This window comes from Streptomyces sp. NPDC050315 (assembly GCF_040655775.1).
Classification (GTDB): domain Bacteria; phylum Actinomycetota; class Actinomycetes; order Streptomycetales; family Streptomycetaceae; genus Streptomyces.
In genome coordinates, this window is record NZ_JBFAKN010000003.1 from 435,783 (window position 1) to 450,298 (window position 14,516).

13 protein-coding genes are annotated in these 14,516 nt (G+C 70.1%); 9 read left to right on the forward strand and 4 right to left on the reverse strand.

From position 1 onward, the window contains the following. Nucleotides 1-41: 41 nt before the first annotated feature. Nucleotides 42-1,211 (forward strand): PP2C family protein-serine/threonine phosphatase, encoded by a 1,170-nt coding sequence (locus AB0I82_RS13230; protein ID WP_363257311.1) that lies wholly within the window; start codon nucleotides 42-44, stop codon nucleotides 1,209-1,211. 19 nt (nucleotides 1,212-1,230) lie between these two features. Here AB0I82_RS13230 and AB0I82_RS13235 read toward each other — a convergent pair whose 3' ends face one another. Then, entirely contained in the window at nucleotides 1,231-2,124 is an 894-nt protein-coding gene (locus AB0I82_RS13235) for an RNA polymerase sigma factor SigF (RefSeq protein ID WP_363257312.1), read from the reverse strand. Nucleotides 2,125-2,296: 172 nt separating this feature from the next. On the opposite strand from AB0I82_RS13235, the gene AB0I82_RS13240 reads away from it, so the two are divergent. From AB0I82_RS13240 to AB0I82_RS13250, 3 genes are all read left to right on the forward strand, one after another. After that, a complete protein-coding gene (locus tag AB0I82_RS13240) occupies nucleotides 2,297-2,692 on the forward strand; it encodes a hypothetical protein (protein WP_363257313.1) in 396 nt (131 codons plus the stop codon). Nucleotides 2,693-2,699: 7 nt separating this feature from the next. Continuing rightward, entirely contained in the window at nucleotides 2,700-3,953 is a 1,254-nt protein-coding gene (locus tag AB0I82_RS13245; protein ID WP_363257314.1) for a caspase family protein, read from the forward strand. Between the two features lie 402 nt (nucleotides 3,954-4,355). Beyond that, nucleotides 4,356-5,030 carry a helix-turn-helix domain-containing protein gene (locus tag AB0I82_RS13250; RefSeq protein WP_363257315.1) on the forward strand — a complete coding sequence of 225 codons (675 nt, stop codon included), beginning with the start codon at nucleotides 4,356-4,358 and terminating at the stop codon, nucleotides 5,028-5,030. Between the two features lie 29 nt (nucleotides 5,031-5,059). On the opposite strand, the gene AB0I82_RS13255 is transcribed toward AB0I82_RS13250, so the two are convergent. Further along, complete coding sequence (locus AB0I82_RS13255; RefSeq protein WP_363257730.1) at nucleotides 5,060-6,478, reverse strand: hypothetical protein; 1,419 nt, start codon at nucleotides 6,476-6,478, stop codon at nucleotides 5,060-5,062. A gap of 222 nt (nucleotides 6,479-6,700) precedes the next feature. Here AB0I82_RS13255 and AB0I82_RS13260 point away from each other — a divergent pair, with 222 nt between their 5' ends. Continuing rightward, on the forward strand, nucleotides 6,701-7,435 hold the full coding sequence (locus tag AB0I82_RS13260; RefSeq protein WP_363257316.1) for a DUF305 domain-containing protein: 735 nt from the start codon (nucleotides 6,701-6,703) through the stop codon (nucleotides 7,433-7,435). A 161-nt stretch (nucleotides 7,436-7,596) separates the two neighbouring features. Then, nucleotides 7,597-8,961, forward strand: a complete 1,365-nt coding sequence (locus AB0I82_RS13265; RefSeq protein ID WP_363257317.1) for an FAD-dependent oxidoreductase — start codon at nucleotides 7,597-7,599, stop codon at nucleotides 8,959-8,961. Between the two features lie 100 nt (nucleotides 8,962-9,061). Here AB0I82_RS13265 and AB0I82_RS13270 read toward each other — a convergent pair whose 3' ends face one another. Beyond that, nucleotides 9,062-9,733, reverse strand: a complete 672-nt coding sequence (locus tag AB0I82_RS13270) for a response regulator transcription factor (RefSeq protein ID WP_363257319.1) — start codon at nucleotides 9,731-9,733, stop codon at nucleotides 9,062-9,064. 172 nt (nucleotides 9,734-9,905) lie between these two features. Next, a complete protein-coding gene (locus AB0I82_RS13275; RefSeq protein WP_363257320.1) occupies nucleotides 9,906-10,316 on the reverse strand; it encodes a helix-turn-helix transcriptional regulator in 411 nt (136 codons plus the stop codon). A gap of 426 nt (nucleotides 10,317-10,742) precedes the next feature. Between AB0I82_RS13275 and AB0I82_RS13280 the strand changes: the two genes are divergently transcribed. From AB0I82_RS13280 to AB0I82_RS13290, 3 genes are read left to right on the forward strand one after another with little or no spacing between them, the layout of a single operon-like run. Continuing rightward, nucleotides 10,743-11,777 carry a hypothetical protein gene (locus AB0I82_RS13280; RefSeq protein WP_363257321.1) on the forward strand — a complete coding sequence of 345 codons (1,035 nt, stop codon included), beginning with the start codon at nucleotides 10,743-10,745 and terminating at the stop codon, nucleotides 11,775-11,777. Nucleotides 11,778-11,820: 43 nt separating this feature from the next. Continuing rightward, nucleotides 11,821-13,089 carry an FAD-dependent monooxygenase gene (locus AB0I82_RS13285; RefSeq protein WP_363257322.1) on the forward strand — a complete coding sequence of 423 codons (1,269 nt, stop codon included), beginning with the start codon at nucleotides 11,821-11,823 and terminating at the stop codon, nucleotides 13,087-13,089. Between the two features lie 28 nt (nucleotides 13,090-13,117). Next, nucleotides 13,118-14,494 (forward strand): MFS transporter, encoded by a 1,377-nt coding sequence (locus AB0I82_RS13290; protein WP_363257323.1) that lies wholly within the window; start codon nucleotides 13,118-13,120, stop codon nucleotides 14,492-14,494. The last annotated feature ends 22 nt before the right edge of the window (nucleotides 14,495-14,516 follow it).

A 14,516-nucleotide genomic window follows, 5' to 3' on the forward strand; every position in this document is an offset into this window, starting at 1 on the left:
CTTACTCCCTAATTGCAGTTCTTCGAGAAAGCGGTCGACAAATGGCGTACAGATTCGCGGCAGTGGAACGCGCCTTGCGTGGTGCAGCCCCCCACGAACTCCTTGACGCCGTCCGCACGGCATTGACGGAAAATTTCCAGGCGATCAACGTCGACCTGCTGATGGCTGACTACGCCATGACCATACTCCAACCCGTCGGAGTCCTTCCCTATACCGAGGAACCAGTATCCGTCCACACCAGCGCGCCCGGCAGAGCATTCGGTGCGCAGGAGCCGCACATCTGTGCCGGCGACTCCCCGTCGACCGTGACCGTACATTTGCCGGTCACGGTGCGCGGCGACCGGCTGGGGGTACTGTCCGTCACACTGCCGGGCGACCAGCCCCCGCAGGTCCTGAGCGTGCTGGAGGACATCGCGGAGGTCCTCGGCCACGAGATCATCGTTGCCGAACGCGATACCGATCTCTACCTCCAGGCACGCCGCGCCGCCCGCCTCACCCTGGCCGCCGAAATGCAATGGCAACTCCTTCCGGGACGTGCCTGCTCCAGACCCGAGTACGCACTGGGCGGACAGCTGGAACCCGCGTACGCCATCCACGGTGACAACTTCGACTGGTCCGCCTCGGCCGATCACCTCACGCTCACCGTCACCAACGGCATGGGCGAAGGCATCGAGGCAGCGCTGCTCACCAACCTCGCCGTCAACGCCCTGCGCAACGCCCGCCGGGCCGGCCTTGCACTGGCGGACCAGGCGTGCCTCGCCGACCAGGCCCTCTACGGCCAGTACCGCGGCGCGGCTCATCTGTCCACACTCCTGCTCCGCTTCCACCTGGTCAACGGGCAGGTGGAGATCATCGACGCGGGCTCGCCCAAGATCTGGCGGCTGCGCGAAGGCGTTGTCGAACCGATCGAGCTCGACGCACAACTGCCGCTCGGCATGTTCGAAGACACCGAATACACGGCCCAGCAGTTCCATGTCGTCCCCGGCGACCGGCTGCTGTTCGTCAGCGACGGCGTCTACGACGTCGTCTCACCCCTCGGTGAACGCTACCGGGAGCGGGCGCTGGCCCGCGCCATCAGGGACACCCGCCTGCTGCCGCCCTCGCAGGTCCCGCGCGCGGTGCTCCAGGAGCTGGCCGGCTACCGCGGGCAGACCCCCGTGGACGACGACGCCATGATCGTCTGCCTCGACTGGCACGGACGACAGCTCTGAGGCGAGCCGCGCCGATCGTTTACAACTGGGAGAGCATGCCCCGGCGCAGGCGTTCGATGATGCGCGTCAGCAGCCGGGAGACATGCATCTGCGAGACACCCAGCTCCGCGCCGATCTGGGACTGGGTCATCTCCCGCACGAAGCGCATTTCGACGATCCGGCGATCGCGCTCGTCCAGGTCGTTCAGAAGCGGCGCCAACGCGTGCAGGTCCTCCACCAGCTCCATGGCCGGGTCCGCCTCGCCCACGACATCCGCGATGGTGCGGCTGTCACTGGCGCCCTCGGCGTTGTCATTGGGGGCATCCAGGGAGCCCGCGGTGTAACCGTTGCTCGCGACGATTCCCTCGATGACCTCTTCCTCGCTGATCTTCAAGTGCCCGGCGAGCTCCCGCACCGTGGGCTCCCGGCCCAGCTCGACACCGAGGTGCTCCTTGGCCTGAGCCAGCTCGACACGCAATTCCTGCAGCCGCCGCGGAACATGGACGGCCCATGTGCTGTCGCGGAAGAACCGCTTGATCTCGCCGATGATGTAAGGGATGGCGAAAGTCGGGAATTCGACCTCGCGAGAAAGATCAAAACGATCAATGGCCTTGATCAGGCCGATGGTGCCCACCTGCACGATGTCTTCCATCTGCCCGGGATCACTGCTGCGGTTACGGAACCGGGCAGCAGCGAAACGCACCAATGCAAGGTTCATCTCGATGAGGGTGTTGCGTGCGTACTGGTATTCATGGGTGCCCTCCTCCAACGAGGACAGCCGCTCCAAGAACAGCTTCGACAGCGCCTTCGCATCCCGGGGAGCAACCTTGGCAGCGTCCTCGACCCATGGAAGCTCCGCGTCGCCCGCCCCCACCCGCGGCGACCCCGGGGTCAGCGTGTACTCCTCAGCAGCACGGACCGAAATCGTCGTCATGTCGTCACCCTCCAAGCGCGAACACTGGGTAGCGACACCTGCCCCCGTTCGAGAGTTCTAACCCACAGTCACCGTCATACGTGCGATCGGGCCGATGGTGCACGGAGTTGAGGGGGCCGTTTGAGTTGCAGGAAGCTCCTCAAGGGGCTCGTGACGCTGTCACAATGACCTCATGCATCTGCAAGGTCACGAAGCGCACGAAGCGTCGGAGACCGAAGTGACGTTGGCGGTGCAGAGTGCCGATCCCGAGCGGCATCTGCGCGCGCTGCGCGACTGGCTCGCGCGGGAGGACGCGTTCCGTGGGCGATTGCGCCTGCTCGACCGGCCGGTCCGCGACGGCGAGATGGGCGGGGTTCTGGACGTACTGGCCGTGTCGCTGGGGTCCGGAGGAGCCGGGGCCCTGCTCGTCCAGGCGCTGTCGGCCTGGCTGGGCCAGCGCGGCGCGGACGTCTCGGTCACCGTCACCGCGCCCGACGGCCGCGAAGTCACCATCGACGTACGCCGGACCCAGGACCCGCTCGCCGTCGTCCGAGAGGTCGAACGGCTCACGGCGCCTCCACGGGACTGACCACGACATGACCGCCACCTGGTTCCCCGACGGCGCCACCAGCCGCGTCGTCTGCATCGGCGCAGACACCTACCACTCCGCAGAGCTGCCGCCCATCCCCGCCGTCCGCAACAACCTGACGGACCTGCGCAACGCCCTCACCCACAGCGGACACGGCCTCTTCGCCGGCCAGGACGCGGACGCCGGACACTGCACGGTACTGGGCCTCGACGACGGGCCGCCCGTCGACCAGGCCGCCATCGGCCAGGCCCTCTCCCGGGCCGCCCACGAGGCCACCGACCTGCTGCTCGTCTACTACAGCGGCCACGGGCTGCTCGACGACGACGGCATGCTGTACCTGGCACTGCCGCACACCGACCGCAGCCGACTCACGTACACGGCCCTTTCGTTGGCCCACATCAAACGCGACCTCGCCGACGCGCGGGCACGGGCGCGCGTACTCATCCTCGACTGCTGCTTCTCCGGCCGTGCCATCGAGGCGATGGCCACCCCCACCGACCTGGTCCTCGGCCAACTCCCGGTCACCGGCACCTACACCCTCACCTCGACCACCGAGACGACGCCCTCCTACGCGCCATGCAACTCCCGGAACAGCGCCTTCACCGGTGCCCTGCTCACCGCGCTCACCGCGCCGGAGCCGCTCGCCCTGGACGAGATCTACCAGCACGTCGACACCACACTGAGCGAGGCCGGACTGCCCGGTCCCCGGCGTCGGGTCACGGGCCACGCCAACCGGCTCGCACTCGCCCGCGGCCCCGTCCCGATACCACCCGGCAGCGGTGTCGTCGCGCCGCCGCGGGTTGCGGCGGACCGTCGCGGAATGTGGGGTCGCCTCGGAATCGGCACCCGGGCCGGACGATCGATCGCGCTGGTCTTTGCTGCCGTCGTCACCGGTGTCGTCGTCGCCCTCACCCAGGCGGGCGACGGAGGCGGAGAAGCCGGCGGGTCCGGGAAAGCCGGCGGAGGCGGAGCGAGCGACGGCCCGGGCGGGCCGGCTCACGTCCTGCGCACCGTCGTCTCTCAATGGACGCATTACAGCCCCGACACCAAGGAGGCCAGTCACGCCGGGACCCTGAACGCGGGGGGCAACTACTTCTATTGCAAGGAGAAGGGAGAGTCGTACAAGGACCTCGGCCGCAGCACGAATTGGTGGCTGCGGACGGACGACGACGAAGGAAACCGGAACGTATACGTCAGCGCCGTCTCCCTGGATGAGCACTCGTACGCCACCTTCCAGGACGAGCTGCCGGACTGCGAATAACGCGCTGGGCCGCTCTGTTTGCCCGAAATCGGGCGGCAGCCCTCAGCCGTGGCAGCCGGGAGACGACGTTCCCGCGTACGTGTGGCTCTCCAACAAGGGCAGCGGGGCAAGGCCCGTTTGGTTGTGCGGGAGGTGCGCCGGCCCATAAGGGGCGGCGATTTCATGACGTTCACCATGCGGTTCGAGAACGCGGGATCGGTCAGCTTCGAGATTCAGTCGCAGATCCCTGCCTACGACGAAAGCCCGTCCCCAACTCAGTCGGCCGACAGCTGGGCCTGCTTCGGGCGATCCCCCGCGTCGCCCGAAGCAGGCGTCTTGGCCGGATAGCGCCCGGGGTGGGGCGGGTGTCCGGCGACCCGCTGAGTATATTGGCTGAGAGCCAGTCAACGCAGGAGTTACAGGATGTCCCCCCGGAGCGCATCGGTCAACGAAGAATTGCGGCGGCGTTCCCGGGAACGGCTGCTGCAGGCGACGGTCGAGTTGGTGGACGAGCGGGGGTACGAGGCGACGACGCTGGGGAACATCGCGGAGCGGGCCGGGTCGGCGCGTGGCCTGATTTCGTACTACTTCCCCGGTAAGCGGCAGTTGCTGCAGTCGGCCGTGCATCGGCTGATGCATCTGTCGCTGGCGGCCGGGCTGGAGCGGGAGCCGTATCCGGACGGGCCGGACGCCGGGCGGGAGTTGCTGGCCCGGGCGATCGACGCGATCCTGGGGCTGGCCCGGGACCGGCCGACGCTGATGCGGACGCACATGGCGGGCATTCTGACCGCCGAGGGGTTCATTCAGTGCCCCGAGCAGCAGCGGCTTGCGCAGCTGTTGCGGGACACGGTCGTGGCGTACGGCTCGGAAGATCCCGACACCGACTATCCACTGCTGCGCGCGCTGCTCATGGGGGCCGTGGTCGCCGTGCTGCTGCCGGGGGCACCGATGCCGGTCACCCGGCTGCGGGGCGAACTGTTCCAGCGGTACGGGCTGGACTGGGAGATGGGCGCCCCGCCGGACGGTGAGCCAAAACCGTCCGGCGGGACAACAACAGGCAGGCCGTTGTCTGCCCTGGCGACGCCAGGGCAGCAGTAGGCGGAAGCCGTCAGCGGTAGCCGAACCTGTTAGCGGTAGTCCGGCTGAGTCTGGACGTTCAGTTCCGACAGGTGGACCGAGCGGGCGCTGTCCGTGCGGGGGTCGTTGATCTTCAGGACGTCGAAGCCCTTGGCCATGTCGTTGGAGTAGATGTGGCCGTTGTAGTAGTACGCGGACCAGGAGCCGCCGCCGACGAGGGTGTCGGCGGAGAGCGGGCCGCGCTCGAAGTAGCCGATCTCCTTGGGCGCGGTGGAGTCGGTGAAGTCCCAGATGGACACGCCGCCCTGGTACCACGCCTGCACCATGATGTCGCGGCCCTTGACCGGGATGAGCGAGCCGTTGTGCGCGACGCAGTTCTCGGTGTCGGCCTGGTGGCGCGGGATCTTGTAGTAGCTCCGGAAGACCAGCTTGCGGTCGTCGCCCGTGCCCACGATGTCGTAGATGCCGTCGGCGCCGCGGGTCGGGCCGGTCTTCTCGTTGCAGGTCGCGGCACCGCCGCCGCCCAGTTCATCGGTGAAGACGACCTTCTTGCCGCTCTCGTTGAACGTGGCGGAGTGCCAGAAGGCGAAGTTCACATTGTCCTGGACGCGGTCGATGACCTTGGGCTCGGCGGGGTTCTTGATGTCGAGCAGGATGCCGTCACCCATGCACGCGCCGGCCGCCAGCTTCAGCTTCGGGAAGGTGGTGAGGTCGTGGCAGCCCGTGGTCTTGGAGACGCCGGGGTTGGTGGGGCCGCCCGGGTTGCCGCCGTCGGGGAAGAGCACGGGGAAGTCGACGACCGCGGCCTTCTCGGGGGCCGAGCGCGGCACCTTGATGACGGAGATGCCGTCGTGCGGCGGCCGGCAGTCGGGGAAGGTCTCGCTGGGCGAGTAGGACGAGACGTAGATGTAGACGTTCTTGCGGTCCGGGGCGAGGGTGTGGGTGTGCGAACCGCAGGCGGTCTCGACGGCGGCGACGTACTCCGGGTTTTCCTTGTCGCTGATGTCGAAGACCTTCATGCCCTCCCAGGAGGACTTCTCGGTCGCGGGCTGCGTGGTGCTGCTGCAGGAGTCGTCGTTGCGCGAGGAGTCGGTGGAGAGGAAGAGCAGGTCCCCGGAGACCGAAACGTCGTTCTGGGCGCCGGGGCAGAGGACCTGGCTCACGGTGCGGGGTGCGCTGGGCCGGGATATGTCGTAGATCGCGAAGCCGTCGTAGTTGCCCGCGAAGGCGTACTTCCCTTGGAAGGCGAGGTCCGAATTGGTGCTCTTCAGCGCCGTCTTGGGGAGGTTGGCGAGGTGCTGGACGTTGTCACTGTGGACGATCTCGTCCACGCCGGGGATCTCACCCTTGGCGATGGCCTCACGGGTGTCGGCCCGCTGACTGCTGCTCACCTCCTTGCGTACGGACGGGGTGTCGCCCGGGTCGGGGGTGGCGGCGGCCGGTCCGGCCGCGAACAGCGAGGCGATCAGGCCGCATACCGCGACCGCTGCGCCGGCGTATCTGCGTCGTGCGGTGGGTCTGTGCGTCGGCGACGTCACAGGGTCCTCCCTTGTGTCCGTTCGGGGATGGGAACGGTTGTGCTGGCCTGGGTGCGGCCGTGGGTAGTATCGCGCTGCTCATGTACATCTCAATAGGGGGCAATGAAGATGTCATGCGTGGGTGACGAACGGGCCCTTCGAGGACAGGAGTTCGTGTTGAAGCGTGCCAGCCTTGCCAGGCGTTCCAAGAGACCCGCCGCCCGGGTCGTCGCGGCCGTCGCCGTCGCGGTCCTCGGGCTGAGCGGTTGCGAGGCGGGCGGCGGGCGGGCCGACGCGGCCGCCGGTGACGCCGGGGAGCAGGTCATCGCGCCCGGGAAGCCCGGCGAACCGGCCCGTACGCTCTCCGCCGACGAGGCGCGCAAGGAAGTCGGCGACGACTCGCCGAACTCCGCGGACTTCACGTACATCCAGATGATGATCGAGCACCACCGGCAGGCCCTGGTGATGACCGAACTCGCCGACAAGCACGCCGAGTCGGCGACCGTGCGGCGGATCGCCGACCGGATCGACGCCGCCCAGCGGCCCGAGATCGACGCGATGAAGGGCTGGCTGACGAGGCACGGCGGGCCGCGCGAAAAGTCCGGTCACGAACAGTCCGGTCATGAACAGTCCGGTCACGAACAGTCCGGTCACGAGGGCCACGGTGCGGACCACGCCGACATGCCCGGTATGGCGACCGACGCCCAGCTCGGCCGGCTGCGCGCGGCCCGTGGCGAACGCTTCGACGCGCTCTTCCTGAAGCTGATGATCACCCACCACCAGGGCGCGGTGACCATGGCGACGGATGCGCTCTCCGACGGCAACAACGTCCTCGTGGAGGAGATGGCCACCGACGTGATCGCCCAGCAGACGGCGGAGATCGACCGGATGCGGAAGGCGGCGCCGTAGGGCGGCCGCAGGACGTGCGGCGGGCGGGGCGGCGCCGGGCGCGTGTTTCGGATCTTTCCCGTGGCGTTTTGCGCCACCCCAGGCGGCACATCCGCGCGGCACACTCCCCTCTGACGCACAGTGGTGCGATCCTGGAGACATCCCGCGGAAGGGGCCTCCCAGTGCTTCGTGTCGCAGTGATCGGATCGGGACCGAGCGGGGTCTACACCGCTCAGGCCCTCGTCCAGCAACAGGCCGTCCCGGACGTCGAGGTGTACGTCCTGGACCGGCTGCCATGCCCGTACGGACTCGTGCGGTACGGCGTGGCGCCCGACCACGAGAAGATCAAGAGCCTGCAGCAGACGCTACGGACCGTACTCGAACATCCACAGGTCCATTTCCTGGGCCACGTGGACGTCGGTACGGGCGGGCTCGACCCCGCTGAGCTGCACCGCATCTTCCACGCGGTGGTGTACTGCGTGGGCGCCGCCACCGACCGGCGGCTCGGCATCCCGGGCGAGGAGCTGCCGGGCAGCCGCTCCGCCACGGAGTTCGTGTCCTGGTACAGCGCGCATCCGGACGCGGCGGCGGCCGGCGGCTTCGCGCTCGGCAGGTCGTCCGCCGTGGTCATCGGCGTGGGCAACGTCGCGGTCGACGTGGCGCGCATCCTCGCCCGCGCGGCCGGTGATCTCGTACCGACGGACGTACCGCAGCCCGCCCTGGAGGCGCTCGCCGGCAGCGGCGTGCGCGACGTCTGGATGGTGGGGCGGCGCGGCCCCACGCAGGCGAAGTTCACCACGAAGGAGCTGCGGGAGCTGGGCGCGCTGCCCGGCGCCGATGTCGTCGTACGCCCCGATGAGCTGGCGATGGACCCGGCGTGCGGCGCGGACCCGGGCGCGCTGCCGGCCGTGGTGCGCCGCAACGTCGATGTGCTGCGCGAGTGGTCGCAGCGGCCCGTGTCGCCGCCCGACGGCCCGCGGCGCCGCATCCACCTGCGGTTCTACCTGCGCCCCGTCGAGCTGATCGGCGACGCGCGGGACGGCGTGCGGGCCGTGCGGTTCGAGCGGACGGCGCCGGACGGGCAGGGCGGGGTGCGCGGCACCGGGCAGTACGAGGACATCGAGGCGGGGCTGGTGCTGCGCTCGGTGGGGTACCGGGGCGTGGCGCAGCCGGGGCTGCCGTTCGACGCGGAGACGGGGACGGTGCCGAACGCGGAGGGGCGGGTGCTGCGGGACGGCACGCCGTGCCCGGGCGAGTACGTCGCCGGGTGGATCAAGCGCGGGCCGACCGGAGTGATCGGCACGAACCGGCCGTGCGCGAAGCAGACCGTGGGCGCGCTGCTCGAAGACGCGCCGGGGCTGGCCGGGCGTGAGCTGCCGGAGGATCCGGTGGCGGCGCTGCGGCGGGCCGGGCAGCGGCCGGTGCCGTGGCCGGGCTGGCTGGGCATCGAGGCGGCGGAGGCCGCGCTGGGCCAGGAGCTGGGGCGTACGACCGTCAAGATCCCGGACTGGGAAGGGCTGCTGGAGGCGGCGCGGACGGGGCGGTGAGCGACGGTCGCGCCTGTCTTCGTACTGCGGCTCAGCGCCGCTCGGCACCGCGCGGGGTCGACGCGACCAGTCCCGCCCGTCTCCGTCTCCGTACCGCCGCTCAGCGCCGCTGAGTACCGTACGCAGAGGTCGGCGTGACCAGTCCCGCCCGGTCCGCGATCACCGCGGCCTGTACGCGGTTGAGCCCGCCCAGCTTCCCGAGCAGCGCGCTGACATGGTCCTTGACCGTGCCGTGCGCCAGATGCAGGCGCAGCGCGATCTCGCCGTTCGACAGGCCCTCGCCGACCAGCGCGAGCACCTGGCGTTCGCGGTCGGTGAGGCCGCCGACGCGGCGGACGGCGACCGCGTCCGGCTTGCCGCCGAGGTAGCCGCCGATCACGGCCGGGGTGACGCCGGGCGCGAGCACCCGGCCGCCGTCGGCCAGTACCCGTACGGCGTGCACCAGTTGCTCGGGGGCGGTGTCCTTCAGGAGGAAGCCCGCCGCCCCCTCGTGCAGCGCCGCGCCGAGGTACTCCTCGCCGTCGAAGGTGGTCAGCATGGCGGTCTTCGGGGGCCGCGGCAGCTCGCGCAGCCCGCGCAGGATGGTCAGGCCGTCCACGTCCGGCATCCGGATGTCCAGCAGCAGCACGTCCGGGCGATGGGCCAGCAGCACGGCCCGCGCCTCGGCTCCCCCGCAGTCCGCGACCACCTCGATGTCGGGCGCCGAGCCGAGGATCAGCCGCAGCCCGGAACGGACCAGTTCCTCGTCGTCGACGACCACGACCCGAATCACCCGAGCTCCTCGTTCCCGCTGCCGGCCGCCGGTCCCCGCGGCGCTTCCCGCGGTCGAGGTTACGGCAGGTAAGGGGCGCCCGAACGGGACCTGAAGACGAGATCGCGGCCCGCCCGCCCCCGCCGGTCGGCGGGGGCCCGGGAGGAGCACCAGGGCGCTCAGGCCCGGCTGATCAGGCCCCGCCGGTCGCAGCCGTTGCCGCCGCGCCCGCCCCCGCGCCGCGGCCGGCCGCCGCCTGTCGCCGGGCCGCGGTGAGGACGGTGTCCAGCAGGCCCGGGAAGAGGTCCTCCAGGTCGTCCCTGCGCAGCGCGTTCATCTTGGCCGTGCCGCGGTACGCCTGGGTGATCACGCCGTGTTCGCGCAGCACCCGGAAGTGGTGGGTGAGCGTCGACTTGCTGACGGGTGCGTCGAAGACCGAGCAGGAGCACTCCCCTTCGGCCTCGTCCAGCACCAGCACGATGCCGAGGCGGACGGGGTCGGCGAGCGCGTGCAGTACGTCCTCCAGTCGGATGGCGTCGTGGCTCGGGTGATCCAGCGCGCGGGGGCCGCCCCCGGAGGGCGTGGACGTGGCGGCGGGCGGCATGACGGCTCCTGTCGGTCGGCACACGAGGGCCGGGCGGAACGAATGTACGAGACTCATCGTACTTCGCGGCCACCCGCCCCGCCAAGGGAAGCCGCCCGCCTCGCCGAGGGAAGCCACCCAGTCCACCAAGGGACGCCGCCCGCCCCGCCGTGTTTCCACCGCGTTCCCGCGCGAAAGATCCGGGTGAACTCGCGCCGCACCCCTTGCCAAGGCGAGATCGTACGTGTTCGGATTATCTCCATCGGGACGCGTCGAGCGGCGCGTCACCGCAGATCAGAGCATGATCAGAGCATGTTCGGCGGGCTCATCACGCATGTCTGCGCACGGTTGCGCAGACACGTGCCCGCCCCCGCACGACGCGCACTCCACGGGCTCCCGAGCGAGCCCAATGTCCCGTACGTTCCCCCGTACGTCCTTGGAGGACCCGTGTTCGATCTTTCCTCCGTCGACCTGCTCGACGCCTTCACCCGCGAACTGCGCCTGTGCAAGCTCCGCAGCGACGAGCACGTCGTCGTCCTCGCCGAGCCGGGCAGCCGCGGCGACTACGTGGCGGCCGCCTTCGGCGCCGCCAAGGCGTGCGGCGCCCATGTCATCGCCGCCACCGTGCCCGGCGGCACCCCGGCCCCCATGCCCAGCACGCACACCGGCGCGGGTCCGGGGCTCACCTCCGTACTGAACGACACCACCGCCCAGGACCTGCTGAAATCCGCCGACCTGGTCGTCGACCTGACCCGCGAGGGGTTCATCCACGCGCCCGTGCAGCAGGAGATCCTCAAGGCCGGCACGCGCATCATCTTCGTCTGCGACGCCCCCGACGTCCTCATTCGAAACCTTCCCCAGGAGGCGGACAAGGTGGCCGTACTGGAAGGCGTCGAGCTGCTCAGGCGGTCGTCGGTCATGCGGGTCACCTCCGACGCGGGGACCGACCTGACCGTGCAGCTGAGCGGGTCGAAGCCGGAGTTCCAGTGCGGCTTCGCGGACGATCCGGGGCGCTGGGACCACTGGCCCAGCACGATGGTGCTGTGCTGGCCGGAGATCTCCGACGGGCGGATCATGCTCGGCGAGGGCGACATCCTGCTGCCGTTCAAGGAGTACGTACGGGAGCCGGTCACCCTGGAGATCGCCGCGGGACACATCGAGAAGGTGAGCGGCGGCGCCGAGGCGAAGCTGCTGAACACCTTCTTCGAGGACGCGGACGACAAGTGGGGCCGCAGCCTCTCCCACATGGGCTGGGGTCTGATGCGTACGGCGGACTGGTTCGCGACCGCCATGTACGGCAAGGACGAGCTGATGGGCATGGACGCCCGCGCCTTCGCCGGCAACTTCCTGTGGTCCACCGGACCGCATCCGGTACTGGGCCGCGAGTCCTACGCCCACCTCGACATCGCCATGCGCGGCTGCACCGTGTCGGTCGACGGTACGGATGTCGTGGTCGACGGCAGGCTCACCGGCGACGACTGACGGACCCGAGTCCGCGTACCCCCGACATCGCCCTGGAGGAGAAGTGGTGCCCAGTCAGTCCTACGAAGTCACCGTCGTCGGCGGCGGTCTCGGCGGCATGACCGCCGCTCTGGCCCTGCGCCATCAGGGCCTGCGGGTCACCGTCCTGGAGGCAGCGCCGCAGCTGGGCGAGGTCGGGGCGGGCATCCAGACCGCGCCCAACGCCAGCCGGATCCTCCTCGGGCTCGGCCTGCGCCGGCAGCTGGAGGCCATCCACACCGAGCCGCTGGACCAGGTCAGGCGGCGCTGGCAGGACGGCAGCATCATCGGCCTCACCTCGCTGGGGCAGCACTGCAAGGACCGGTACAACGCCCCGTACTGGCACTACCACCGGGCCGATCTGCACCGCGTCATCATGGAAGCCTGCCTCGACCCGGCGGGCCCGGGGCCGGTCGTACAGGTGCACACCTTCAGCCGGGTCGCGGAGCTGGACCGGTCCGACCCGGCGCGCCCGGTGGCCGTCACCGACGACGGCCGCCGGTACGCCGGGGACGTACTGATCGGCGCCGACGGCATCCGCAGCCGGGTCCGCGACCTGATGGGCGCGGCGGACACGCTGGAGTTCTCCGGCGAGATGGCGTTCCGGGCGCTGATCCCCGGCGACCTGATCGCGGCCGACCCCGCCACCCGCTGGCTGGTCGACCGGTACCAGAGCACGATCTGGTACGGCCCGGACCGGCATCTGGTCCACTACATGATCCGGCGCGGGGAGTTCCTCAACATCGTGGCGTGCGTGCCCTGCACGGACGAGGTCGCCGAGAAGTGGACCGTCGCCGCGACCACGCAGGAGCTCGTGGACGCGTTCCCCGGGTGGGACGACCGGGTGCCCGCGATGCTCTCCAAGGCCAAGGAGGACGTCAGCTGCTTCGCGCTGTACCACCGGCGCCGGGACCCGGTCTGGATGGACGGCCGCGTCGCGCTGCTGGGCGACTCCTGCCACGCCATGCTGCCGTACCAGGCACAGGGCGCCTCGCAGGCGATGGAGGACGCGGCGGTGCTGGCGGAGGAGCTGGGCGGGGTGAACACCGGCGACATCGAGGCGGCGCTGCGCCGCTACGTCGCCCGGCGCGCCAAGCACGCGGGGATGGTGCAGGATGCCTCGCTGCAGAACAAGACCTTCTACCACTTCCCCGACGGGCCGGAGCAGCGCGCCCGGGACGAGAAGCTCCGGCGCTTCGAGGGCGAGTCCGACCTGTCCTACGAGTGGCTGTGGGGCGGCACCCCGCTCCACGACCCCGACGCCGTCGCCTTCTCCTACCCGTTCGCCCGCTGACCCCTCCCGGCTGTCCCTTGGAGCGACCATGAAGACAGGCGATCAGATCGTCCAGGACCTCCCCTGGAGATGGGGCGTCCAAGGCCGGATCTTCCTCATCGGCGGCCTCGGCTATCTCTTCGACGCGTACGACATCGCGCTCAACGGCTTTCTGATGCCGCTGGTCGGCGTGCACTTCGACCTCTCGCTCGGCGCCCGCGGCCTGGTGGCCACCGCCAACCTGGTCGGCATGGCCGTCGGCGCGGTGGCCTGGGGCGCGGTCGCCGACCGCATCGGCCGCAAGAAGGCGTTCAGCGTCACCCTGCTGATCTTCGCGGTGTTCTCGGTGCTGGGTGCGTTCGCCCCTGCCTACCCGGTCTTTCTGGCCCTGCGCTTCCTGGCCGGCGTCGGGCTCGGCGGCTGCATCCCCGTGGACTATGCGCTGGTGGGTGAGTTCTCCCCGCGGAAGTACCGCGGTCGTGTGCTCACCGCGCTGGACGCGTGGTGGCCGATCGGCGTGACGCTGTGCGGCCTGGTGTCGACGGCGATGCTGCCGCTGGACGGCAACTGGCGGTGGATGCTCGCCACGATGAGCCTGCCGGCGCTGCTGCTCTTCTGGGTGCGCCGCGGGGTGCCCGAGTCTCCGGTCTACCTCTCGCGGAAGGGCCGTGAGGCGGAGGCGCGTGCCGTCATCGACGATCTGGTGGCCCGCACGGGCGCGCCCGTCGAGCCGTATGTGATCCCGGTGCCGGTGGCCGAGGAGCGGACGCGGGGCCCGCGGGCCGCGGTCGAACAGCTCGTCGGGCTCTGGAAGTTCAGCCCGCGCATCACCTCCGCCGCCTGGCTGCTCTTCGCGACCGTCATGCTCGTCTACTACGCGGCGCTGAGCTGGCTGCCGTCGATCCTCAAGGAGCAGGGGCTCGGCGACACGGCGGCGTTCATGAACACCACGCTGATGAGCGGCGTCGGCATCGTGGGCGTGCTGGTCTCCACCGCGCTGGTGGACCTGGTCGGCCGCAAGTGGCTGATCGGTGTCTCCGCGCCGGTCGCGTCCCTGGCGCTGGTGGCCTTCGCGCTGGTGCTGAAGATGCCCACCGGCTCGGTCGTGGCCATCGCCGTCTTCGGCTTCCTGATGCAGCTGACCATCCCCGCGATGTACGCGTACGTCGCCGAGCTGTACCCGACGCGGCTGCGGGCCAGCGGCTTCGGCTGGGCCTCGTCCGTCAGCCGGGTGCTCACGGGATTCGCGCCGATGCTGTTCGGCTCGGTGCTGTGGCCGGTGCTCGGGCTGCCGCTGACGTTCACGGTACTCGCCCTGGCGGTACTGCTCGCGGTCGGCTGGATGGCGGTCGCGGCGCCCGAGACGAAGGGCACGGTGCTGGACGCGCCGGTCGATTCGCCTCCGATAGAGCAGACCGCGAGCTAGCCCGCCGCTCACCGAGAGGAGG

Bases quoted from the DNA above. Each gene is read 5' to 3' on its own strand.
- AB0I82_RS13230 (WP_363257311.1), top strand. From the start codon at position 42: ATGGCGTACAGATTCGCGGCAGTGGAACGCGCCTTGCGTGGTGCAGCC.
- AB0I82_RS13235 (WP_363257312.1), bottom strand. From the start codon at position 2,124: ATGACGACGATTTCGGTCCGTGCTGCTGAGGAGTACACGCTGACCCCG.
- AB0I82_RS13240 (WP_363257313.1), top strand. From the start codon at position 2,297: ATGCATCTGCAAGGTCACGAAGCGCACGAAGCGTCGGAGACCGAAGTG.
- AB0I82_RS13245 (WP_363257314.1), top strand. From the start codon at position 2,700: ATGACCGCCACCTGGTTCCCCGACGGCGCCACCAGCCGCGTCGTCTGC.
- AB0I82_RS13250 (WP_363257315.1), top strand. From the start codon at position 4,356: ATGTCCCCCCGGAGCGCATCGGTCAACGAAGAATTGCGGCGGCGTTCC.
- AB0I82_RS13275 (WP_363257320.1), bottom strand. From the start codon at position 10,316: ATGCCGCCCGCCGCCACGTCCACGCCCTCCGGGGGCGGCCCCCGCGCG.
- AB0I82_RS13290 (WP_363257323.1), top strand. From the start codon at position 13,118: ATGAAGACAGGCGATCAGATCGTCCAGGACCTCCCCTGGAGATGGGGC.